The sequence below is a fragment of the Gemmatimonadaceae bacterium genome (assembly GCA_020852815.1).
In the GTDB taxonomy this organism is placed as follows: domain Bacteria; phylum Gemmatimonadota; class Gemmatimonadetes; order Gemmatimonadales; family Gemmatimonadaceae; genus SCN-70-22.
Genome location: JADZAN010000028.1, coordinates 17,559 through 41,444, shown reverse-complemented (window position 1 = coordinate 41,444; position 23,886 = coordinate 17,559). Strand labels below are relative to the sequence as shown.

17 protein-coding genes and 1 CRISPR repeat array (1 of these 18 cut by a window edge) are annotated in these 23,886 nt (G+C 68.1%); of the genes, 7 read left to right on the top strand and 10 right to left on the bottom strand.

Going from position 1 to position 23,886, the window contains the following annotated elements:
- A CRISPR array of direct repeats spans window positions 1-338; the repeat unit is 36 nt; unit sequence CCTTCCTCGCTCGTTAGAGCGGGGCTCCATTGAAGC (it extends 6,179 nt beyond the left edge of the window).
- Window positions 339-509: 171 nt separating this feature from the next.
- Genes IT359_15410 through istB form a run of 3 tightly spaced genes read left to right on the top strand, consistent with a single transcriptional unit; the run spans window position 510 to window position 2,759 of the window.
- Window positions 510-893: a hypothetical protein gene (locus tag IT359_15410; GenBank protein ID MCC6930372.1), complete on the top strand. Its 384-nt coding sequence runs from the start codon at window positions 510-512 to the stop codon at window positions 891-893.
- Between the two features lie 22 nt (window positions 894-915).
- The gene (locus IT359_15405; protein ID MCC6930371.1) at window positions 916-1,962 is read left to right on the top strand and encodes a transposase; all 1,047 of its coding nucleotides are present in this window, start codon (window positions 916-918) and stop codon (window positions 1,960-1,962) included.
- Complete coding sequence (gene istB, locus IT359_15400; protein MCC6930370.1) at window positions 1,959-2,759, top strand: IS21-like element helper ATPase IstB; 801 nt, start codon at window positions 1,959-1,961, stop codon at window positions 2,757-2,759. The genes IT359_15405 and istB overlap by 4 nt, the downstream gene beginning before the upstream one ends.
- A 640-nt stretch (window positions 2,760-3,399) precedes the next feature.
- On the opposite strand, the gene IT359_15395 is transcribed toward istB, so the two are convergent.
- The 8 genes from IT359_15395 to IT359_15360 all read right to left on the bottom strand — a co-directional run bounded on the left by IT359_15395 (window position 3,400) and on the right by IT359_15360 (window position 12,025).
- On the bottom strand, window positions 3,400-5,871 hold the full coding sequence (locus tag IT359_15395; GenBank protein MCC6930369.1) for a metallophosphoesterase: 2,472 nt from the start codon (window positions 5,869-5,871) through the stop codon (window positions 3,400-3,402).
- Between the two features lie 92 nt (window positions 5,872-5,963).
- Entirely contained in the window at window positions 5,964-6,365 is a 402-nt protein-coding gene (locus IT359_15390) for a hypothetical protein (GenBank protein MCC6930368.1), read from the bottom strand.
- A 239-nt stretch (window positions 6,366-6,604) separates the two neighbouring features.
- Window positions 6,605-7,339, bottom strand: coding sequence for a peptidylprolyl isomerase (locus IT359_15385; protein ID MCC6930367.1), 735 nt, complete (start codon window positions 7,337-7,339; stop codon window positions 6,605-6,607).
- Between the two features lie 25 nt (window positions 7,340-7,364).
- Window positions 7,365-7,775: a DUF814 domain-containing protein gene (locus tag IT359_15380; GenBank protein ID MCC6930366.1), complete on the bottom strand. Its 411-nt coding sequence runs from the start codon at window positions 7,773-7,775 to the stop codon at window positions 7,365-7,367.
- Complete coding sequence (locus IT359_15375) at window positions 7,772-9,133, bottom strand: amino acid permease (protein MCC6930365.1); 1,362 nt, start codon at window positions 9,131-9,133, stop codon at window positions 7,772-7,774. Before IT359_15375 ends, IT359_15380 begins: the two co-directional genes overlap by 4 nt.
- 127 nt (window positions 9,134-9,260) lie before the next feature.
- Window positions 9,261-9,809, bottom strand: coding sequence for a DinB family protein (locus IT359_15370; GenBank protein ID MCC6930364.1), 549 nt, complete (start codon window positions 9,807-9,809; stop codon window positions 9,261-9,263).
- Window positions 9,810-9,817: 8 nt separating this feature from the next.
- Entirely contained in the window at window positions 9,818-10,195 is a 378-nt protein-coding gene (locus tag IT359_15365) for a hypothetical protein (protein ID MCC6930363.1), read from the bottom strand.
- Window positions 10,196-10,264: 69 nt separating this feature from the next.
- Window positions 10,265-12,025 carry a M28 family peptidase gene (locus tag IT359_15360; GenBank protein ID MCC6930362.1) on the bottom strand — a complete coding sequence of 587 codons (1,761 nt, stop codon included), beginning with the start codon at window positions 12,023-12,025 and terminating at the stop codon, window positions 10,265-10,267.
- A 245-nt stretch (window positions 12,026-12,270) separates the two neighbouring features.
- Between IT359_15360 and IT359_15355 the strand changes: the two genes are divergently transcribed.
- Window positions 12,271-14,658 (top strand): hypothetical protein, encoded by a 2,388-nt coding sequence (locus IT359_15355; protein ID MCC6930361.1) that lies wholly within the window; start codon window positions 12,271-12,273, stop codon window positions 14,656-14,658.
- A gap of 322 nt (window positions 14,659-14,980) precedes the next feature.
- Window positions 14,981-16,411, top strand: coding sequence for a M20/M25/M40 family metallo-hydrolase (locus tag IT359_15350; GenBank protein ID MCC6930360.1), 1,431 nt, complete (start codon window positions 14,981-14,983; stop codon window positions 16,409-16,411).
- A gap of 264 nt (window positions 16,412-16,675) precedes the next feature.
- Here IT359_15350 and IT359_15345 read toward each other — a convergent pair whose 3' ends face one another.
- Window positions 16,676-20,026 carry a PD40 domain-containing protein gene (locus IT359_15345; GenBank protein MCC6930359.1) on the bottom strand — a complete coding sequence of 1,117 codons (3,351 nt, stop codon included), beginning with the start codon at window positions 20,024-20,026 and terminating at the stop codon, window positions 16,676-16,678.
- A 242-nt stretch (window positions 20,027-20,268) separates the two neighbouring features.
- On the opposite strand from IT359_15345, the gene IT359_15340 reads away from it, so the two are divergent.
- A complete protein-coding gene (locus IT359_15340; GenBank protein ID MCC6930358.1) occupies window positions 20,269-21,528 on the top strand; it encodes a hypothetical protein in 1,260 nt (419 codons plus the stop codon).
- 51 nt (window positions 21,529-21,579) lie between these two features.
- On the top strand, window positions 21,580-23,277 hold the full coding sequence (locus IT359_15335; GenBank protein ID MCC6930357.1) for a serine/threonine protein kinase: 1,698 nt from the start codon (window positions 21,580-21,582) through the stop codon (window positions 23,275-23,277).
- Window positions 23,278-23,283: 6 nt separating this feature from the next.
- Here IT359_15335 and IT359_15330 read toward each other — a convergent pair whose 3' ends face one another.
- Entirely contained in the window at window positions 23,284-23,883 is a 600-nt protein-coding gene (locus IT359_15330) for a class I SAM-dependent methyltransferase (GenBank protein ID MCC6930356.1), read from the bottom strand.
- Window positions 23,884-23,886: the final 3 nt, after the last annotated feature.

The following is a 23,886-nucleotide window of genomic DNA, read 5'->3' as shown; positions in this document are numbered from 1 at the left end:
TCCACCACTCCTTCCTCGCTCGTTAGAGCGGGGCTCCATTGAAGCACGACGTCAAGAACGGTGTCCACTCGGCGCCGCACCTCCTTCCTCGCTCGTTAGAGCGGGGCTCCATTGAAGCCTGCGCTGGCTGAGCGAGGGCGAGGCGCAGCTCCGTTCCTTCCTCGCTCGTTAGAGCGGGGCTCCATTGAAGCAACAAATGGGGCAATCGCTTGGACACGGCGGCCGTGCCTTCCTCGCTCGTTAGAGCGGGGCTCCATTGAAGCCGGAAGACGGAGACCGAAACCCGGAAAGTCGTCGAGGAACCTTCCTCGCTCGTTAGAGCGGGGCTCCATTGAAGCGGTGGCCCGTCATCGTCCGTCGTCCCGCGTCATCACGCCTGTGGGTTCTCTAAACTCTGTCGCACCTTTTCTCTAAAGTCTGTCGCATCCGCGGGTCGCTGACCCACGATGGCGTCGTGCCCGGCACCGGCCGGGCCCCCACCCGGGGAGGCGCCGAGGAGGATGCTCAGGATGCTCGACCGACATGCCGTCCAGGCGCTGCTCGCCAGCGGCGTCACACCGGGCGCCGTCGCCCGGCAGTTTCAGGTCTCGCGGCGGACCGTAGAGCGCATTGCCCAGGAGCCCGCCGTCACGGCGGCGGATGACGCCGCGGCGCGTGCCGCGCGGCGGCTCGGGCGGCCCCGCGTGGATGCGGCCCTCCGCACGACCGTGCGCGAGTGGCTCACCGCGGAGCCCGCGCTGCCGCCGGGCGAGATCTGGCGCCGCTTGCGGGAGGCCGGCACGCCGCTCGGTCTCTCAACGACCTACCGGGTGATTGCCGGGGCACGCACCGCGATCCCGGCCGAGGTGATGGTGCGCTTCGAGGGGGTCGCCGGCGAGGCAAGCGCCGTTTGACTTCGGCCAGGTCGATGTCCGCCTGACGAACGACGCGCGCCGGCGGATCCACTTCGCGGCGTATCGCCTGAAGTACTCGCGCTGGATCCACGTGGTCGTCGTCGCGACCGAGCGCGTGGAGCCGCTCGTGCGCAGCCTGCTCGCGAGCTTCGCCGCGAGCGGCGGCGTGCCGTTGCGCGTCGTCTTCGACAATCCGAAGACGGTCGTCCTCCGACGCGAGGGCGCGCGGATCGTCTGGAATCCCACGCTCGCCCAGGTCGTCCTCGACTACGGCTTCAGCATCGAGCGCTGCACGCCGCGCCGTCCCGAGCAGAAGGGCGCCGTGGAGAATCTGGTGGGCTTCGTGAAGCGGGCCTTCTTCCGCGCGCGCCGCTTCGTCGATCTGACCGACGATCTGCCGCAGCAGCTCACCGAGTGGCTGCGCGAGGTCAATGAGGTCCGCCCCTCGCGCGCGACCAAGGAACCGCCCGTGGTGCGGTGGCGCGTCGAGCAGGCGCGCTTGCAGCCGCTCGCCGTGGCACCGGCCGACTACGGCCTGCAGCTCCCGGTGACCGTCGGGCCGACGGCGATGGTGCACTACCAGGGCGTGCGGTATGCGATGCCGGCCGCGGCCTGCGGCCTCCCGGCGACGCTGCACCTCTATCCCGACCGCGTGAAGATCGTGACGGCGGGCGGCCGCCACGAGGCGCTGCATCCGCGCGTCCCGCTCGTCGGCACGGTGAGCTACCTGACGGGCCAGCGCGCGCAGCAGCTCGCCGCCGTGTACGGCGCGCGCAAGCGCTTGTACTTCATGCGTGAGCGCCTGCTCGAGTTGGGCCCCGTGGGCGAAGCGTACGTGACGGAGCTCGTGCATCAGCGCGCGCACACGTGGCAGGGCGACGTCGAGCGCCTCTTCAATGCGCTCGAGGGGCTCGGCGAGGCGACGTTCCGCGGCGTGCTGCAGCGGGCGTTGATGCAACGCCTCATTGGGGCGGAGTACGTGGAGCGGCTAGCCGAGACGGTCCGCGAGGGCCCGCCCAGTGCGGAGGTCCTGACCGCGTCCACGCCCGTGACGGAGGTGGCGTCATGACCGCGACGACGCGCCCACCGGCCCCGGTGAAGGATCTCGACGCCATGCTGCTCCGCTTGCACCTGCCGACCGTCCGGTGCCTGCATGGCGAGCTGGCCACGCGTGCCGAAGCGGAGGGGATGAGCTATCACGCCTTCCTCGAGACGCTGATCGCCGAGGAGATCGCGCATCGCGCCGAGACGCGCATCCGGCGCGCCGTGCGCGCGGCGCGTTTTCCCACGCTCCGCACCATCGACGACTTCAACTTCACCTTCCAGACGGCGCTCCGCCGCCAGATGCTCGGCAGCTACCTCGGCCCCGAGTTCGTCACCGAGGGCCGGCACGCCATCTTCAGTGGCCCGAGCGGCACCGGGAAGACGCACCTCGCCGTGGCCGTCGCCTATCGCGCGATCCAGCACGGGCACGACGCGCGCTTCGTGTCGGCCGATCTCCTCATCGGGGAGCTGTCGCACGCCGCCACGTTAGGCACCCTCGACGCCGCCGTCGCCCCGTATCTCCACCCGGCGGTCCTCGTGCTCGACGAGATCGGCTACCTCGCCCACGCCACCGACGCGGCCAACGTGCTCTATCGCGTGGTGAACGAGCGCTATCTGCGCGGCAAGCCCCTCCTCGTCACCACGAACAAGCCGCTGGCGGCGTGGGGCCAGGTGCTGCATGATGGCGACCTCGCGGAGGCGATCCTCGACCGCCTGCTGGAACGCGGGACGCACTTCGAGATGCGCGGACGGTCCTACCGCACCCGCCACCTCAAGGGCGAGGACAGTCCGCGGGCCGTGGTCACGTCCGACCCGGCCTAACCCCCGACCCCGGATGCGACAGAGTTTAGAGAAGAACTGCGACAGAATTCAGAGAACTCACAACTTTCACGGCTTCCGCTTCGAGAACAAGTCCACGGAGGTGTACCTGTCGCTACTGCTGTCGAAGCTCGGAGAGCAGAGCGGACCGTACCTGCCCGGCACGCTTGAGATCGCCCACCGGAACGCATTCCGCTCGACAGCGGGATGAACAAACCGCACTCCTCCCCGGAAATTCACGGGAGCAGTGCGGTCGCGGATTGGGCGGCGACGTCTTTCCGCCAGCGCTTACCGGCACCTCCCTCATCGGAGAGGTGCACGATGGGGGAGCCGCTAAGTGGCTCCCCCGCTTGCTTTTAGCACCTTTTCGCCGGACGGCGAAGCATCGCTCGCTGCATGATTTCTCGCTGGCTCATCGTAAGTCGTTGCGGGAATATAAGATACAAGTGTGCCTTCAGCAAGGTTCCCCGAGGGCTCTCTCCGAAGGACGAGCGTGGCGAAGCCAGGTGACAACTCGACCCAGTGCAGACGCGATGAATGTTCGGATTTCATTTGGTGCCTCCCAGAATGAGAGCTCGTGCAGGGTGGTGTGCCACGTCGGAGGAGTATCGGCCACAACAGGACGATTTGCGCACATGGTGGGTCATGCGAACGGCCTTCCGATTCCTCCGGCACGGCTGAGGTTGATCAGGAACTCGTGAAGCGCCGGGTTGAAGAGCTCTTGTTCGAGCTGCAGGTGGTAGTCCCCTTCTATTGATCCGACGCACACGCAACCCAGTGGGGTGCCACGCAGCCAGGGATGCACGAGCGGGTAAGCATACAGACTCGAGTGCTTCGCGAGCTCGTCGCCCTCGACGGAGAGCGCCAAGTAGGGTGAGGGTGGCGCATCGCCGTTGAGCTGCGGCTGACTTGGTGTCTTCGTGCTATCGTAGTGAATGATCTGGTTAGTCAGGTAGGCTACACCTGCGACGCCGAGTCCCACAGTGATCTTCGCCTTGTATCGTTTGTCAGCGTGATCAAAACTCGCCAGCACGGGCACGAGTGAGACCTCGGGGCGCAGCAGCTTTTCGTACTGCGCCTGGTACTCTTCGAGCGTGAGGAGCGGTTGGTCGGGGACAACGAGTGTAATCTCCGCGGACTCTTCGGCCCCCGGGCAGACGGTCGCGATTCGCGTCCGAATCGATACCTCGAAGGGACGCCACGCCGCGAGCAGCTGCGCCCGCACCGCCGCTTGCTTCTTTCCCTGGAGAAGCTTCAACCGGAGCTGCTCGATGCCTCGGTGTAGCGCGTCCCGGTGCGCCGGGTTGGAGGCCGTATCGTCGTTGGCTACCCTTCGCGGCGGGAGCTTCCACGCGACACCGTAAGCCGCCCCTTCCATGGGGCGTGGGACGGTGAGTCGCACTCGCTTCACCTCGGGCCACGTTTCGAGGGTGTGATCGGTCATCGCTTGGAGCTGCTTGACCTCTTCCAGCGCGCCTTTCGCCGTCTCGACGTAAGTGACGAGGCGTAGGTCGTTGAGCGTCGGTGCCACGTCGGGTGTGCAAACGTAGATCTCGAGGCGCTCGCACGGCACGCGCACGACATGAACGATCGCCTCCTCGTCATATGCAAGACTCGGTACGGCGAGCTCTCCGCCGTAACATCGGGCCTTCTCCTCGACCGTTGAGCAGTACGCGAAACGATTGAATTCTCGAATGGCGAAGCTCAGGCGATCTGTCGTGTTGTCGGCGACGACGCGGATCGAAGAGCGCGTACCGGGGCCCGGGTCCTGCGGGTTCTTCGGGTCGATCGATACGTGGAATCCGGCGGTAAGCGGTTGGGCCCGAATCTTCGTCGGAGGCCCCGCCTGATCCGTCTGAATGACGACGGGGATTTTCCTCACCCGCTTGCCGGCGGCGTCGGTTCTCCATCCTTGCGTGGAAATGTCCGAGTACCACTTGTCACCCCGTACATGCGCGTCCGCGTAGATGCGCTCCACGAGTCGGACGGCGCGTGCGGGAATCCCGACCCGCGGCGGAATGTAGAACCGCTTGATCTCGCCCGCTTGTACGCTAGCCGCCCGAATATAGACAGGCTGTATCGCGAGCCGGGCTTCGCCCGTCTCGGTCATCAATGCGTATCGGATGATGTTGAACGCCTTGTCGTCCTGAGTGAGACTTCCGGCACCCACGCAACAGAACCGGACGTCGGGGTTGCCGTACGTGGTCTTTTCCGCGTGGACCCACGAGACGTGCTGATGCCCGTGCAGGCAGACGAAGACGCCAGCTTCGGACAGCACGCGCTTCGCGGGGCCCGCACCCACCGGAAGGTGGAACGGTTTCACCTCGACATTCGTGTAGGGGCAAGGGAGCAGCGGGTAGTGCGAGACCAGGAAGCCGAGCAGGTCGTTGGGTAGCCGCGGGTTGTCGGACGGCATCGGCAAGTGTCCCGACGCGGCGAACTCCGGCGTGCGCGAGGCGGCGATATGTTGTAACTGTTCCGCGATAGCGTTGGGCGCGATCGTCGGGACTTCTGCCGCAAGCGCCCCGGCGAGGACCTGCTCCACCTCCTTCTTCGCCAGCGCAGGGAATGCCTCGCACAGCTCCGTGACCACGCGCCCGAGGTTGACCGGTACGCCCACGTGAGCGACCGTATCCGCCAGCAGGAAGGCGAGCCCGTCGTCATCGAACCAGACACTGCTGCAGTGTTCGTTGACTCTCGTGTAGCCACTCGTCACTGCCATGAACTCATCGCGACTTGCCGACGGTTTCGTACGTGCAGTCGCCCAGTTCACGTCGTGATTGCCGGGTATGACGACGACACGTTCCGGCGGTAGTTGCAGCTCCTTCCGCAACCGCTCCAGGAATCCTTGCACGATGACGGTATCGGTCCACCCGCTCTGATGCACCAAGTCACCTGATATCACCAGGGCGTTTGCCACCCGAGGGTCGGGTAGCCCCTCGGCTTCCTCGCGCTGCCGCTCGACGAACGTGAACAAAGCTCTCCGCGCGTCGACCGAGAATGCTGTGGGGTCGAGCCCGTCGACGTCCGCCCGCTGAATCGCTGCCCCAGTGTCCACCCCCGCGCGCAGGTGCAAGTCGGACATGTGCCAGATGGTACCGGTCTTCAGCGCCATTCCAGTTCCTCAACCGTTCAGTGTTGCTGGCCCTCACCGCGGTGTTCGTCGCTCGAAACGTCGCCCGAAGCAACCAACGACTTCACAACAACTCAGCGCTTCTTGCGCCTCGTGGAGCTTTGCTTCATCGAAGCGCGCTTGGCGGTTGCGCGTTTGGCGGGTGCGCGCTCTGCGCTCTTCCGCTTCTTCTTCGCGACCTTCCGTGCAGGGGCCGTCGCCTTCGGGCGAGTCACGACCCCACGTTTCGCCGCCATCGGTGCCGCTCTCTGAGCGACGGCGGCGACAAAGGCTCCCTCCGGCGCGAATGCCAGCACGCGGTGCGTATGGGCGGTCACCGACACGGTGCGATTGCCAGGCGTGTAGTCGACGGGTGCACCCAGGTCAGTCGTGTAAGTACCTGGTGGTAGCTGTTGCGTTTCGTTCGTGAGGCCGAACGGCGCGTCATCAAGAAACACCACGCGGGATTCTGGATACGTCACGCGAATCGACGCCATTCTATCCCCTCTCTAGAAGATCCGGTATCCCAGGCCGACACTCAGGCGGACCGCGTCGACGCGCGAGCGCAATGGCTCGCTTCCTCGCCTTCGTGCAGTTCGGCTGTGCGATGATTCTGCTCCGCCATTCATGAGATAGCTTCTAGGCAGGTTCCCCCAAACTACCTTCGCGCGCTATCAATTGAAGGACGGCACGATTGCGGCATTCGAGAGTGCGGGACGCCCCTCCCCCCTCCCCCCTATCTCCCCCACCGCTTCACCACCCGCGCCCGCCGTACCCCATCCAGCTTCGGAAACTCCCGCGCCAGATACGCCTCCCCCTCCTTCCCGATCTGGTCCTGCGACGGCCCCTGCCCGCGCGGCGCCCCCTCGCCGTAGCCGGCGTACAACGCGTCTACCACCTCCATCCCCCGTACCACCTGCCCTAACACGGCAAAGCCGAGCCGGTCCAGGCGCTGGTTGTCCTTGAGGTTGATGAAGAGCTGCGAGGTGCGCGTGTTGGGACCAGAGGTGGCAAACGACAGCGTGCCGCGCACGTTGCTGCGCCGTACGGAATCATCGGGGATGCGGCGCTCGCGCACGGCGGCGCTCACAGCGGGATCGGCGCTGATCCCGAACTGCACCACGAAGTTAGGGACCACGCGGAAGAAGCGCGCGCCATCCAGCACGCCGTACCGCACCAGCCCGTGAAGGCGATCGGCGCCCCGCGCGGCCCAGTCGCGGTGGACCATCAGGTCGAACTCCCCCTTCGTGGTCTCGAAGCGGACGACGAACGAATCGGGGGCCTGGGCGTCGAGCGCCTCCGGCGAGGCGCGCAACACGGACGGCGGCGCACGGTGACAGGCGGTCGCGGCTGCAACGAGCAGTGCGCAGGCGGCGACAAAGCGGGCGCTGACACGCGCAATGGAGGGCGCAATGGAGCGCGCAATAGAGCGCGCAATAGAACGCTCGGCGGAGAAGGCGATAGGACGCATGCCTGAAAACTAACGCCTCATCCGTCTACGCCTTCCCTCGGCGCATGGCCGCAATCGCCTCCTCGGTCGCCGGGCGCACACGCAGCACGCTCTCCTTCCGTATCTCGACGGTCCCCGGCTTGGCGCCGCGTGGCTTGCTCACGTGGCGCCCCTCGGTCATCGACACGGCGACAATCCCCCCGCCGCGCTGCTTGCTGTGATACGCGGCAATCCCCGCCGCGCACTCCAGCGCGGCGCGGTCCGGCTCGCGCCCCTCCTCCACACGCAGAATCACGTGCCCGCCCGGCATCCCGCGCACGTGGAACCACCGATCGCGCGCGCGCGCCAGCTTGATGCTCACGTAGTCGTTGGCGGCGTCGGTCTTTCCGGCATACACCTGCCACTCGCCGGGAAGCTCGTACTCGAGGATCCCCGCGGGCATGGGCGGGCGGGTCATCGCACGCCCCTCCTCACCGCCAGATGCAACGGCCAGCCGGCCGCCAGGAGCACGGCCCCCCACGCCAGCGCCTCACGTCCGGCGCCGACAAAGGCCCACAGCGAGAAGACGGTCGCCCCAACGGCCGCCAGGCGCAGCGACCACGCCGCCGGCATCTCGCCACGGCGCATGAAACGGACGGCCGCCAGCGAACAAAAGAGGTACAGCACCAGGCTCGTCGCCGTCGCCAGCAAGATGGCAAAGGCAAAGAGCGAGGCGATGGAACGCGAATAGTTGGCCACGACGAGCACCGACGTCAGGACGCTGCTGAGGACGAGCGAGCGCGTTGGCGCCCCGTGCGCATTCCTCACTCCGAACCACGATGGCAATCGCCCGCTCTCGGCCATGGCCGCCGGGAGCTCACCCGCCAGCAGGACCCACCCGTTGAGCGCCCCCCACGCACTCACGATGGCGCAGGCGGCGATGAAGGTGGCGCTCCCGGGCCCTAACGATCGGGAGAGGAAGAGGGCAAAGGGGGCCGAGGAGCGCGCCACTTCGCCGGCCGGGAGCATCAGCACCACCGCCGAACAGCAGATGACGGAGAGGAGCCCCGTGAGCCAGGCACCGAACATCGTGGCCCGCGGGATGGTGCGCGCGGGGTCGCGCACGCGATCGGCGGGAACAGCGGCCGACTCGATCCCCAGCATGGCGTACAGCGACAGCGTCGTTGCCGCCACGATCTGCGGCACGGTGATGGCGCTGGGATCGAACGGGGCGAGCGCGCTCCCCCCCTCGCGCGCCAGGCGCACCACCACCAGCGCCAGCACGGCGCCAAAGGGGAGGAGCTTGAGGACGGTGGTGACAAACTGCACGCCGCCGGCGGTCTTCACCCCGCGCAGGTTCACCCATGTCACCACCCACACCGCGGCAACGGTGACGGCCGGCGCGATGCCGGGCACTCGCTCCACGGCGGGGACCATCTGCGTGAGATAGGCCGTGGCGCCGGTGGCAATGGCGGCGTTGGCGACCCACACGGAGACCCAGTATCCCCATGCCCCAATGAAGGCGGGGACGTCGCCTAACGCGAGCCGCATGAAGCCGAACGCCCCGCCGGCCTCGGGAAAATACCGGCTGAGCTGCGCGAAGACCCACGCCAGGCAGAGCGCCCCGCCGAGCGTGACGAGCCACCCCACGACGCCACTCCAACCATAGGGAGCCAGCGTCGCCGGGAGGAGGAAGATCCCGGCGCCGATGACGTTGCCAACCACCAGCGCCGAAGCGATCCAGAAGCCGACGCGCGGCGGGGCGCTATCGGCTCTTCCTTGAACTGCTGGCGATGGGACCGCGTTAGGCGGCGACTCGGGTATGACGACGCTCACGCCTGGCGCCCGCCGACGTCGACGGCAACCGGTCGAAGGAAGGGGGAGCCGAGGAGATCGGTCGGGAGGTCGCGCATGGCGAGTGTGGGACGGGGAGGGCGCCCGTGGAGGAGCGCCAAGTCCCAAGCTACGGCTCGAACGTATCGCGGCAAGCCAGCGCTCGCACGGCGTACAGGAAGCGTCCGTAGCCAATCTCCGCGGCGTTCTTGGTCAGCTCGATGTTGACCCATGCCGCCACATCGGCGAACGGGCGTCCGGTCATGGGCCACCGCGTGCGCTCGGTTGCGGCGAGTGCGGCGTCGTCCAGCCCGGCCAGCGTGGCGCGCCACCGCGATTGCAGCTGGCCGACGCCCGCGCGCACGGCATCGGCGTCCCCCGGCCACGGGACCTGCTCGCGCGTCAGCGTCGCGGCGCCGAACGAGTGGTCGAACAGCATGGACCACCAGAAGAGGATGTGCCAGGTGGTCCAGGCAATGCTGGGCGGGCCCAGGTCGTAGCGCTCGTGCTCGGGCCAGTCGGCGAGCCAGCGCCCGTGGGCCGTGCGCTGCACGTGCAACCCCGCCTGCGCCGGCCGCCAGAGGCACTCCTCGGTCGTGAGCGACGCGAGGTGATAGTCCAGGAGGGCGGCGGCGATGTCGAACTGCGAGGCGAGCAGGTCGCGGATCGGTGGCGTCATGCGTGCACTCAGAACGGCCGGTAGATTCCCATGTACGTGGCCAAACCGCCGAATGCCGGCAGCCCGAGCATCAGCCAGCGCGCGAGGTAGGGGCGGCGATAGGGGAGAAACGGGGCGGCGGCGAAGAGGATCCAGATGGTGATCTTGACCGCCAGCCAGGCGGGGAAGCGCTCGCTGGGCATGAAGCCGAGCGCGGCCAGCAGCCCGGCACCGCCCAGCAGGATGAGGAACGCCCCCACCCCATGCATGATCGAGATGAGGCGGCGCGACTGGTTGTTGGCGCTGGTGCCGCCGTTCATCGCGTGCAGCGCCGTCCCCCCTAACGACGCAATGAGGAGGATGACGCCCACGACATGGATGACGGCGTAGTACTCTCTCGTGAACATGTGAGGGGTGGGTGCGGAGGTTCGGTGAGAGGGTGAGGGCGTGAGGTCGTGGGGGCGTAGAGGCAAACTTCAGCGCGCCGCCAGCGCCGCCAGGTGCGCGCCCAGCGCCTGGCGCACGCGCGCACGAGCAGCGTCGATGGCGCCCTGCGTCGCGCCATCGCTTCCGCCAACCGCGATGTCGGCCGTGGCGGCGAGGGCGCCGTCGTACCAGGCGCCCCACGTCTCCAGGATGTCGCGCTCCCGGGCCGCGTCGCCCCCGGCGGTGAGCGCCTGCAGCGACAGGGCGCGCTCTGCGGCAAGGCGAGCCAGCGCCGCGCGTTCCACCTCGGCCACGATGCCGCGCGCCGCTGCACCGTCCGCACCCGCCAGCAGCAGCCCGCTCACCAGGGCGCTCACCCCGACGTTGCGCAGTTCGTCTGCCGACACCATGTCGATGCGGTCGCCGTCGGTGTGGTAGAACTGGTCGGTGAAGTGCCAGAAGAGGAGCCCCGGCTTCCTTGCCCGGATGAAGGGGATGTGGTCGCTCCCCCCTTCGTACGGGTTCGTCTTCACCACCCAACCGTTGGTTGCCGCCATCTCCAGGCAGCGCCCCAGGACGAGGTCGTTGAAGTAGTGCGGCGTCATCTGCGCCTTGGTGAGCGCCGAGCCGCCCCACTCGGTGTGCTTGTCCTCGCCGCGCGTCCAGATCGCGCTGGGGTCGGGCATCTTCTCGATGAGGAAAGTGCCCCCCGTCTTCTTCGTGTCCTCGCCCACCATGTCGAGCGAGAGCCCCCACTTGATCCCCGCGGCGCGCGTGGTGTCCTGCGTGATGTAGCGCTCGGTGGAGCGGATCTCGAGCCCCCACAGGAAGGTGAGCGTGCGCGCGGGGTCGATGGCGCGCGCCTTCAGCAGCTCGGCGGCCACGCGCGCCATCTCCATCTGCGCACCCACGCCGGAGGCGTTGTCGTTGGCGCCAGGTTCCTGCACGTGCGCGCTGTAGACGAACCGCTCGTCGGGGCGCGTTCTCCCGCGCAACTCGGCCACCACCGTGCGCTCTGTCGCGTTAGGGGTCCAGGTGACCCGCGTGCGGACGCGCAGGCGCACGGGGCCGGCGGCGAGCGCGGCGCGCAGCTTCTCGCGCGCGTCGTACGAGAGCGCCATGGCCCAGGCGCGACGCGTGGTGTCGTAGGGGATGCCGCCGAATTGGATCGAGTGCGTGTTCTTCTGCGGCTGCGTGTAGGCAGGCATCGCGTAGCCCAGCACGCCAATGGCGCCGCGCTTGAGGACCGCTTCGCCAAAGAGGCGCCCCGCGCTGGCATCGGCGAGGACGATCTTCCCCGCGATGTGCGCGGAGTCGAGCGCCTGCGGGGTCCCGCGCCCCACGTCGACCAGCTCGGCGACGACGCCCGAATCCGGCGTGCTCCACGAGTTGGTGGCGAGCATGTTCCGGTTGGTCGACAGCCGCAACACCGGCTCGCGCTGGCCGGCAATCGTGACCGTAGCCGCCGTTGCTTCCCAGGCCGGCGTGGCCATCGGATAGCGCTCGACGCGGTAGGTGAGGCGCGAAGTGGGGGTCGCGCGGTCCTCGCGCACGTAGCCGGCGCGCTCGAGGCGCTGGGCGAGGTGATCGATCGAGGCCTCGAAGCCGCGGTTGCCGGGCCAGCGCGCGAACTGGTCAAGAAAGGCGACCGTCTCCTTGGCGCGCGCTCCCGAGTAGCGCGGCGCGACCTTGGCAAAGATCGACGCCGACGGTGAGGCAAGCGCGGGACCCTGCGCGGGGGCGCTGATGAGCGGTGCGAGGAGGAGCGGAAGGAGGCGAGCGCTGGCGGCGACGATTCTCGTTCGGAGCACGGGGACGGCGTTGAGGGGGAAGAAGGCTAGTGGTCATCTTACAGCGCTTTGACGGCGGCGGCGACAGGTGAGATGGCGTGTGGCGCAGGCGGCGTTGCTTGACGCTCCATCAGGGGGGCTCCAGCTTCGCACCGCGTGCGCCGCCCGCCTGGCCGAGAGTTTCAGCCGCAGTGCGCCGCCGTTCATCGCCGTTCATCGCCGTTCATCGCCGTTCGTCACCGTTCGCCGTCCCTCGTCTCCCACTCATGCATCCGTCCCGTCAGGCACGTCGCGCGTTCCATGCTATTCCTGTCCTTTCGATCGTTGCGTCTGCCGCGCTTGCCATCGGAAGCCTTGCACTCGCCGGGCGCCCGCTCGCGGCGCAGGCGCCGTCGGCCATCCCGACCCCCGCGTCGGTGCTGGGGTGGGAGCCGGGAACGGACCGCAAGCTCCCGACCTGGCAGCAGGTCACGACCTACTTCCGCGCCCTCGACAAGGCGAGCCCGCGCGTTTCGGTGCGCACGCTGGGGAAGACGGTGCAGGGGCGCGACTTCATCGTCGCCTTCATTTCCGATCCGGCAACGCTGGCCACCCTCCCGCGCTACCAGCAGATCCAGCGCAAGCTGATGGATCCGCGCCTGCGGCAGGCGGGCGAACTCCCGCGACTGCTCGACCAGGGGAAGAACGTCATCCTCATCACGTCGAGCATTCACTCGACCGAGGTCGGCGGCTTCCTCACGCCGTTTGTCCTCGCCGATCGCCTCGCGCGCGGCAACACCCCCGAGGTCCGCGAGATCCTGCAGAACACGATCATCATGCTCGTCCCGTCGCAGAACCCCGACGGCGTCGACATCGTGGGGAACTGGTATCGCTCCACGCTCGACACGCCGGCCGAGGGGATGCAGCCGCCGGAGCTGTACCACTATTACACCGGGCACGACAACAACCGCGACTGGTACGCCTTCACGCAGCCGGAGACGCGCTACACCGTCGACTCGCTCTACACGCCGTGGGATCCGCAGATCGTCAACGACGTGCACCAGCAGGGGGCCAACGCCGGGCGCATCTTCATCCCGCCGTACATGGATCCGCTCGAGCCCAACATCGACCCGATCCTCACCGGCGCCACCAACGCGCTCGGCATGTCGATGGCGTGGCGCATCATCCGCGAGGGGAAGACGGGGGTGGCCACCAACGCCTCGTACGACCAGTGGTCGCCGGCGCGGCAGTACTCGCTCAACCACCGCGGGGCGCGCATCCTCACCGAGACCGCGAGCGCGCGCCTGGCCTCGCCCGTCACGCTCCCCTTCAACACGTTAGGCACCGGGCGCGGCTACGACGCACGCGTGCAGAGCTGGAACTTCCCGGCGCTCTGGCGCGGGGGGACGTGGGGAATTGGCGACATCGTGGCGTACCAGTCGGCGGCGAGCTGGGCGCTCCTCTCGCAGGCGGCGCGCGACCGGCGCCAGTGGCTCGAGACCTACGTCGCGCTGGGTGACCGCGCGCTCGACCCGTCGTATCCCTGGGCGCTCGACGGCGACGTGCCGGCGGCGTTCATCATCCCCAAGAACCAGAAGGATCCGCAGGCGCTGCAGCGACTGGTGTGGACGCTGCAGCACGGACAAATCGAGATCCGCGAGACGACGGCGAGCGTTGCGGCTGGCGGCATGACGCACCCCGCGGGCTCGTACGTTGTGGTGGTGCGCCAGCCGTTCGGTTCCTACGCCAAGGCGCTCCTCGAGCCGCAGCAGTATCCCAACCTGCGCGAGTATCCCGGGGGGCCGCCCAAGCGCCCGTACGACGTCACGGCGCACACGCTGCCGCTCCTCTTTGGCGTCGACGTCCATCCGGTCAAGGGCGACGTGCCCGTCAGCAACAAGCTCGTTCCCCCGATGCCGGAGCCGAGCTTCACCGTGGCCGGGCTCTCCGGCAACGCCGCGCGCCGCATCGGCATCTACAAGAGTTATGCAGCGAGCATGGACGAGGGGTGGACGCGATGGATCTTCGACAGCCACAAGGTCCCGTTCACCTCGGTCCTCGACCGCGACCTGCGCGCCGGCAACCTCAACGCGCGCTTCGACGTCATCATCATCCCCGACCAGTCGCCGGGACAGATCACGCGCGGGCTGGGCAACGCCTTCCCCGATTCGCTGCGCGGCGGGGTGGGGGAGGCGGGGACGCAGGCGCTGGCGACCTTCGTCGAGAACGGCGGGACCGTGCTCGCCTTCAATGAAGCGAGCGACTTCGCCATCGACGCCTTCAAGCTTCCCGTGAAGAACGTCCTGGCTGGCGTGCGCAACACCGAGTTCTACGCGCCGGGGTCGCTCTTCAAGGTGACGCTCGACAAGTCGAACCCCATCGCCGCGCGCCACACCGCGTCGACGGCAGCCGTCTGGTTCGAGGACTCGCCGGCCTTCGAGATCACCGATGCGGCGCGGGCCAAGGCGGTGGCGACGTACGAGCCGAGCGGCTCGGCGCTGGCCTCGGGGTGGCTCCTGGGCGGGGAGCGGCTGCAGGGTAAGGCCGCCCTCGTCGAGGCGACGGTGGGGAAGGGGAAGGTCGTGCTCTACGGCTTCCGCCCGCAGTACCGCGGCCAGACGAACGCGACGCTTCCGCTGATCTGGGACGCAATCGGCCGGGGTCCGGCGCAGTGAGGTCGATTGGAGTCGATTGGGGTCAGGGTAGTCGATTGGGGTCAGAGTCAGCGAGAATTTGGTTCGCTGACTCTGACCCCAAAATGGGCGGATCTCTTCACCGACTCCGAGCCCCGTAACCCACACGCACTCGGCTACTTACCTGGGACGCGACCGGTCGAGTCCTCGAGCAGTCACGCGCGCTTTTGGTAACATTGCGTTCGATCCGCCCGTTGCTGCCGGTTGGGGTCAGAGTCACCGAGAATTTGGTTCGCTGACTCTGACCCCAATTCGCTCTGACCCCAATTCGCGACCCCAATTCACGCCCACTTCACCACCCTCCATGACCTCACGATTGGTTCGCCTCGCCGTCGCCGCCGCCGCCACCACCCTCCTCGTATCAGCGCCAACGCTCGCCCGCGCGCAGCAGGTGGGACACATCGGGAAGACGAAGTGGGACTCCACGGCCCGCGACCTCCTCAAGGAGCTGATCGAGATCAACACCACGGAAAGCTCCGGGAGCACGCTCAAGGCGGCGCAGGCAATGGCGGCGCGGCTCAAGGCCGCCGGATTTCCCGACTCCGACGTGGTCGTCATCAAGCAGACGGACCGCAAGGGGAACCTCGTCGCCCGCCTACACGGGAAAAACGTCACGCGCAAGCCGATCCTCCTCCTCTCGCACATCGACGTGGTCGAGGCGAAGCCGGAGGACTGGACGCTCCCGCCCTTCACCTTCGTGGAGAAGGACTCGACCTTCTTCGGGCGCGGCGTGGCCGATGACAAGGACGACTCGGCGATGCACCTGACGACGCTCATGCGCCTCAGGGCCGAAGGCTACGCCGGCAACCGCGACATCATCGTGGCGCTCACGACCGATGAGGAGGGGGGCGCCGACAACGGGGTCGACTACCTCCTCAAGAACCATCGCACCCTGATCGACGCCGAGTACGCGTTCAATGAAGGGGGCGGCGGGCGCATTCGCGATGGGAAGTACCTCTCGCACGACGTGCAGGCGAGCGAGAAGAAGTACGTCGACTTCACGCTGGAAACGACGAACCCCGGCGGCCACTCCTCGCGCCCGGTAAAGGACAACGCCATCACCGAGCTCGCCGCGGCGCTGGTGAAGATCGGCGCCTTCGACTTTCCCGTGAAGCTCAACGAGGTCACGCGCACCTACTTCGCCCGCTCGGCGGCGATCACGCCAGGTGCAATGGGCGAGGCGATGAAGCGCGTGGCGCAGGACCCGACCGATGTCAAGGCAGTCGCCACCCTCTCGGCCGATCCGGCCTACAACTCGCAGCTTCGCACGTCGTGCGTGGCGACGATGCTCACCGGCGGGCACGCCCCCAACGCGCTCCCGCAGCGCGCTCGCGCCAACGTCAACTGCCGCATCCTTCCAGATGCAACGACGGAGGAGGTGCAAGCGACGCTCGCCTCGGTCATCAACGATCCCAAGGTGAAGATCTGGACCGATCGCGCCGCGCGAAACTCGCCGCCCTCACCCCTCACCAAGGAGTTGATGGGAGAAGTGGAGCGCGTGACATCCGAGATGTGGCCGGGCGTCCCCGTGATCCCCACGATGAGCACCGGCGCCACGGACGGACTCTACACGCGGACTGCCGGCATCCCGACGTACGGCCTCACCGGTCTCTTCTACAACGACACCTTCGCCCACGGGATGAACGAGCGCACCCCGCAGAAGGGGTTCTTCGAGGGGATGGAGTTCACGTATCGCCTGGTGAAGCGGGTGACGTCCGTCTCGGCGGTGCAGTAGGGGCGGACAGGGGATGGGAGAACGTTCGCCCCAACGAACGCTTGGGGGAGACGGGAGTTCAAACGGCGCCTCGCGGCGCCGTTTGCGTTTGCTGACAGGCGATGCGGCTTGTCGAGTGCGATGTGAGGACAAATGGGTCCCAGCTTTCGCTGGGACGGTGGGAGCGGGCGCGACGGCTGCGCGCGCGCCCATCCCCCATCTCCCGCTCCTCGTCTCCCATCCCCCATCTCCATCCCCGATCCCCCCGATCTCCCGTCCAACCTTCTACCTCCTATCCCACACCCCAACCGGCTTCACACTCCTCTCGTACATCGCCGGCACGTACCAGTAGTTGTCGCCGTACGCCCGCGCCCTCGGCCAGATCTCATCCAGCGAGTTGGCGTCGTACAGCGTCCCCGCCTTCATCACATAGCGGATGTTGGCGGTATTCCGGATGTTCTCCAGCGGGTTGGCGTTGAGCACCATGAGGTCGGCAAGCTTGCCGACGGCAATCGAGCCGATGTCGTCGTCCATCCCCAGAAACCTGGCGCCGTGCAGCGACGCGATCTCCAGCGCCTGCATGTTGCCGTTGGCCTTGGCCGCCATCCAGGTGTCCCAGTGCGAGCCCAGCCCGGCCTGCTGGCCGTGCGAGCCCACGGCGGAGTATCCGCCAGCCGCAATCACATCGGCCACCTGCTGCGACACGATGTCCTTCGAGTAGTCGGTCTCGGGGCGCATGATGAAGCGGCGCGTGTGCGGGATGAGCTGCCGCCATGGGACCCACTTCCCCTGCTTGGCGTCGAGCCAGATCGGGCTCTCCTGCCACCAGTACTCCTCGTTCCACCCGCCGTAGCCGCTCACCAGCGGCGTGTGCGAGTAGAAATACTTCGCCTGCCCAAGGAACGTCGTGAAGTCGGCGTACAGCGGCGACTGCACCGTCAGGTGCTCACCACCATTGTGGCCGTCCATGATCATCCCCAGCCGGTGGTTGAGGTCATCGCTCCCCTCGGCCGTCACGCGCAACCCGAGCTGGCGCGCCGCGTCCACGGCCCACTGCCGCTGGTAGCGTTGCGGCTGCAGGTACTGCTTGAGGAGCACGGCCCCCCACGACATGCGGCGCTTGAGCTCCGACACCGCGATGTCGCGGCTGGTGATGTCGTTGGTGTGCGCGCCGTCGCCGTTGGTCAGCGCCTCGGACACGCTGAAGACGCGCGGCCCCACGGTCTCCCCCGCCTCGATCAGCTCCGCGGTGGGGAACGCCGCCACCGACGACGTCGACGGATCGCTCGTCGTCGTGACGCCATACGCGAGGTAGATCGCCGACTCGAAGTCCTGCCGGGGCATCATCCCCATGAACTCACGGTGATGATGCGCGTGCATGTCCACCCAACCGGGGATGATGGTCTGGCCCGAGGCGTTCACCACCTTCTCCACGCCGCTCGTGCTGCACGAACCAACACAGGAAATGCGCCCAGCCTTCACGACGATCGTCCCGCGCTCGATCACCCGGCGGTTGTCGAGCGTGACGATGCGCGCCCCGGTGAGCGCGATCGACCCCCTCGGGATCGCACGCGGCGCGGTGAGCGACACGGCCACGGTGTCGGCACGCCTGGCGCCGACATCGTACGAGAAGGCACGGTTGGCGCTCGCGTAGTCGACCACACCCGACGTGCGCCACGTGGGATACAGACCACCTTCCGTTGTCAGGGGTGTGGCGTTGAACGAGCCGCCCCCCTTGGCAATGAGCGGCGTCTCGCCGCCGACCCCGCCCGGCGGGAGCGGCGCGAGGTAGATGTTGGACCCCTGCGTGAAGGCGACCCACTTCCCGTCCGGCGACACCGCGGCGTCGTCGGAGTCCTTCACGTTGGCGTGCACCTTCCTGTCGCTCCCATCGAGTCGCACCGACACGACCTCGACACCCGTGACCGGGCGAACGGGATTCGGTTCGATCACCTTCGACGTCGCGTAGTACAGTCGGCTGTCGCTCCCAACCCTTGGCCGCATCTCGGCGCCCGAGAAAAAGCTCCCCGCCTCCAACTGCGCAATGTCGGTCTCCTCGCCGCCGCCGGCCGGCATGCGGAAGATCTCGAACCACCCTCCCCGTGACACGGTCGACTGCCTGGCCGAGGCGCCGCTCCCGCGCACGGCGACAATCTCGCGCCCGTCCGGGGTCCAGCTCGGGTTCATGTACTCCCCGACGTCACTCGTCAGGCGCTGAGGCGCCCCGCCCCCCGCGGCCACTCGCCACAGCGCCCCCCGGTTGGTGGCATCGACCGAGGCAAAGGCGATCGAGTGCCCATCGGGCGACCACGACGGCTGGAACTCGAACGGCTCGAACGAGTCGGGCGTGAGGCGGCGTGGTGTGCCGTTAGGCAGCGATTGCAGCCAGATGCGCCCCAGCGCCTGAAAGGCAAGCGTCCTCCCGTCGCTCGAGGTGGTGGCCCAGCGGATGAAGCGCACGTCGAACGGGGCATCGCTGATGCGGTTCTTCACCGACGGCGCCTCGGAAATGGTGCGCTGCACATGCGCGCTGAAGGGGATCGTCGCCACGACCCCCGTCGTCACGTCGACGCGACGGATCTTCCCTCCCTGGTGGATCACGATCGTCTTCCCGTCGCTGGCCCAGCGGTACATGGGGTACGAACCGTTGAGCGGGATGCTCTCCTCCGAGAGATCCATCTCCACCGGATCCATCAGCAGTCGCTCGCTCCCCAGCTTGAGGTCGCGAATCCAGAGCGCGCTGCGCGGCCCGAACTTCCGCCCTTTGTACTCGAGGACGCCGTTCGGCACCTTGCGCATGAAAGCGAGCCAGCGTCCGTCGGGGCTCGGCTCCGCGGCGTAGGCGCCGCCGCTGGTGGCGCGGTCCTGCTGCTGCGCCTCGCCGGCGGTGATCATGCGGACCGCACCCGTCCTGAGGTCGTAGCGATGCAGCTGCACCGCGCCCTTGAGAACGTCGTCCTGTCCCCAGAAGCCGGTGGGGCGCGAGGTGTAGACGTCGTAGTAGAGGTAGCGCCCGTCGGCGGAGATGGCCGTGCGATACGGCATCTTGCCGATCTCGCCTTTCACCAGCGTGACACCGGCGCCGCCGTCGCGATGGTACATGACTAACGACCGATTGATGAAGCCGGTCATCTTCACGACGATGATGTACTGGTTGTCGGCGGTCCACTGCGGGAACTCCATGCGCCCAGTCGGATCGAGCGCGACCGGGCGCGGGTTCTGCCCGTCCGCATCCATCACCCAGAGGTTGTACTGCCCCTTGCGATCGGAGATGAAGGCGATCGACTTCCCGTCGGGCGACAGGCGCGGATGGAAGTTCGACGCGATCCCGCTCGACTGCGTGAGCGACACGGCGGCACCGCCGGTGGCCGGTACACGATACACGTGGCTCAGCAGGTCGAAGACGACCCACGCGCCATCCGAGGAGATGTCGACCGAGGTCCACGTCCCTTCGCTGGTGGTGAAGTCGATCTCGCGCGTCCGGCCGCGCGGCTTGGTGATGTCCCACGCGGTGTCGGACGGCGCCTGCGCCGGAGCTTGCGCCGACACATGCGCCGCCGTGGTCATCGCCGGGGAAACAAGGGCACAGAGAAGGAGCGCCGAGCGAAGGGCGGAGGAGCGGAGAGCGGTTGGCATGTCGGGGAGTTGGGACAGGGGATGGGCTCGCCGAGTGTGCATGGTATTCTCCGCCTCACGGGGCCAGACGCAATCCCGTGCCGCCGAGCACGTCGCGACCGTCCCGCACACGGCGCGTCACGCGCGCTTTGACAGCGACTGGCACGCACCGTAACGTCGCATGAGGTGCGCTCGCGGCGCCGCGCGCGGCGAGGTGCACCGACAACGCCGGACAGCAGGCGCATCCAGGGCAGGAGGGCACGATGCGGCGCATCGTCGCGCGAGCACGCGAAGGGAAGTGGCTCGTCCTGTTCGCGACGGTGGCGGTCGCGGCGGCGTTCGTCCCGTACCCGGCCGGCACACTCGACGCGCGCAGCGCATGGAGCGCGCGCAGCGCATGGTTGGCGCGCCGCGCGCCGACTTCGGGTGCTCTCCGCCGCGACTCGCTCCCGACGCGCCTCTCCGACGCCGACTTCTGGTCGTTGGTGACGACCATGTCCGAGCCGGCCGGCTTCTTTCGTTCGGACAACCTCGTCTCCAATGAGGTCACCTTCCAGCACGTGATCCCCGAGCTGCAACGGAAAGTTGGCGCGGGGGGCGTGTACCTGGGCGTGGGTCCGGACCAGAACTTCACGTACATCACGGCGCTCGAGCCGCGCATCGCCTTCATCGTCGACATCCGGCGTGGCAACCTGTTGCAGCACCTCATGTACAAGGCGCTGATCGAGCTGTCGTCCGATCGCGCCGACTTCCTGTCGCTCCTCTTCTCGCGCCCGCGACCGCCAGGCGCAACGGCGGACGCCTCGGTGACGGCGCTCTTGGCCGCCTACGACTCCGTCGCGGCCGACTCGGCGCTCTTCCGGCACACGCTGGCGGCGGTGCAGCGCCGGCTCGTCGAGGAGCACCGCTTCACGTTGGAGCGGACCGACCCGCCGGGGATCGAGTACATCCTCCTCTCCTTCTTCGATGCGGGGCCCGCGCTCACGTACAGCTTCGGGCGCGGCGCGGGCGGATATGGCGGCTACGCGATGCGCGGCATGCCCACCTACGGCGAGTTGATGGTGCAGACCGACGCCGATGGCGTGGAGCGCGGCTACCTGGCGAGCGAGGCGAGCTTCCAGCGCCTCCGGCAGATGCAACTCGACAACCGTATCGTTCCGCTGGTGGGCGACTTTGGCGGCCCCAAGGCGCTGCGCGCGGTTGGGGCGTACCTGCGCGCGCGGGAGGCAACGGCCTCGATGCTCTACACGTCCAACGTGGAACAATACCTCTTTGGGAGCGACGACGCCTGGCGGCGCTACTACGACAACGTCGCCGCCATCCCCACGGACGAGCGCAGCACCTTCATCCGCGCCGTCTTCAACTACGGCAACCGGGACTTCGGCGTGCGGCGCGGGCCGCGGTCGGTCACGATGCTCTCCTCGGTGCGTGAACTCCTAGCGGGAGTGGGGGGTGGAGCGGTACAGTCGTACTGGGACGTGGTCCGCCTGTCACGTTCCCCGGTGGAGGCGGCCGTGCGTTGAGCGCGACGGCGCGCCGACCCTCCAGCACCGCGCGCCTTCGACTCGTTGCACGTGACGACCTCCGACTTCACGCAGATCCGGCGGCAGCTCGCCGACCGCTACGACCTGGAACGCGAGCTGGGGCGCGGGGGGATGGGGGCGGTCTTCCTGGCGCGCGACCGGACGCTCGACCGCCCGGTCGCCCTCAAGATCCTCCCCGAGGAGTTTGCCGCCGACCCGGCGCTGCGCGAACGCTTCCTGCGCGAGACGCGCATGACGGCGTCGTTCTCGCACCCCAACATCATCCCGGTGCACGCGGTGGAGGAGCGTCCCGGCGTGGTGGCGTACGCGATGGGATTCGTGGAGGGGGAGAGCCTCGCCCAGCGGGTGCAACGCGCCGGCCCGCTCACGGTGCGCGAACTGGTGCGCCTGCTGCAGGACGTGGGCTACGCGCTGGCCTACGCGCACGGGCGTGGCGTGGCGCACCGCGACATCAAGCCCGACAACATCATGATCGAGCGGGCGACGGGGCGCGCTCTCCTCATGGACTTCGGGATCGCCCGCGCGATCACGGAACCCATCGGCGGCGGCGGGCTCACGCGCGTGGGGGAGGTCGTCGGGACTCCGGAGTACATGAGCCCCGAGCAGGCGTCCGGCGACGTGGTCGACGGGCGCAGCGACCTGTACTCGTTAGGACTGGTGGCCTGGTTCGCGGCCATCGGGCGCCCGGCGGTCACGGGCGAGTCGGTGCAGAAGATCCTCGTCAAGCAGCTGACGGAGACGCCGCCGCCGGTGGAGGTTCTGCGCCCGGAACTCTCCGATCTCCTCTCCGCCGCGATCGATCGTTGCATCGCCAAGCAGCCGGAGGAACGTTACCAGTCCGCCGAGGCGCTGGTGGAGGCGGTCGACGCCTCGCAGCTGGCGGGACCCGACATCCCGCTCCCCATCCGCAGCTTCGTGGCGGAGTTGGAGACGTTGTCAACGGTGCTCTTCATCCTGGTGGCGGTGTCGTGGCTCGTGTCGCGCTCCATTGCCCGCATGGGTTCTTCGTTCGACGCCATCATCCCGGTCGTCATCCTGATGAGTGTCGGCCTCACGCGCTTCCTGCAGGTGCTCAGCGAGGCGCGCCACCTGGGCGAGACGGGGTTCTCGCGCGACGAGGTGTTTGCGGGGATGCAGGGCGTCTACGACGAACGGGAGAGCGTGCGTCAGGCGCGCCGCGCCGACCCCGCCACGCAGGTGCGTCGCCGGCGAACGGTCCGCATCGCGCTGGTGCAGCTCGCGGTGGCCCTCGCTCTCGCCACCACGCACATGTTCGTCCGCCGCGAAGTGACGCCGCGTCAGTATGTCATCCCCACCTGGTCCATCTTCCTGCTCTTCTCCGGGCTGGCCCTGATGGGTGTGAGCTTCGCGCTGTTAGGGCGTTCGCCATACCGGGCGTCGCCCCCCGAGCGGCTCTTCCGCCGCCTCTGGCTGGGAAAGCCCGGGCGGTTCTTCCTGTCGTGGGCCATGCGTGGTGCAGGGGAGGCGGGCGGGCGATCGCTCACGCCGCTGGGCCCCATGTCCCGCGTCACGGGCGCGTCGGCGGCACCGACAGCACGAAGTTTGTCATCGACGGTCGCGGCACCGCCAGCAGGCGACGGAACGTCGGCCAACGATGTGATCCCCGCGGCGCGCGCCGCCGGCCACCCGCGCGCCACGGGCTCGCTCGAACAGCTCGAGGCGCGCGTCAGCCGGCTCGAGGAGTGGCGTCGCCAGCAGCAACGCTGAGCGTCGTCAGGGCGCCTTGCGCCCCACCACCTGCACCACCGCCGCCACACCGGAGTGCATCGCTCCCTCGACGACCTCGCGCTCGACTTCCTGCGCGTGCTCGAACTGGAGCCCTTCCAGCTCGCGCATCAACCCGTCGCGCGTCATGAGCAGCTCGACCTGCCTGGGCCCGCCCGTGGTGTAGGCGAGCTGCGCTGGCGAGTACGCCTCCAGGAGAAACACGCCGCCAGGCGCAAGGGCGCGCACCGCCCTCCGGTGCACGTCGGCACGCAGCGCCGGCGGGAGGTGGGCAAAGATCGAGACGATCCCGCTCCACTTCCCCTCCCCCATGTCGAGATCAGCCAGGTCGCCCCGGACCCAGGTGATGTCGAGCCCGCGCTCGGCGGCGAGCGCCTTGCCGCGCGCAATGCCCACGGCGGACTGCTCCGCCGCCGTGACCGCGTGGCCCCGCGCCGCCAGCCACAACGCGTTGCGGCCGTACCCTTCCGCCAGGCAGAGCACCGGCCCTGGCGGAATGCGCCCCCCTTCCTGCGCCAGGAAGTCATTCGGCTCGAGGCCGTACGGGAGGTCGCCGGCAAAGCGCTCGTCCCAGTCGCTCGTCTTCATCTG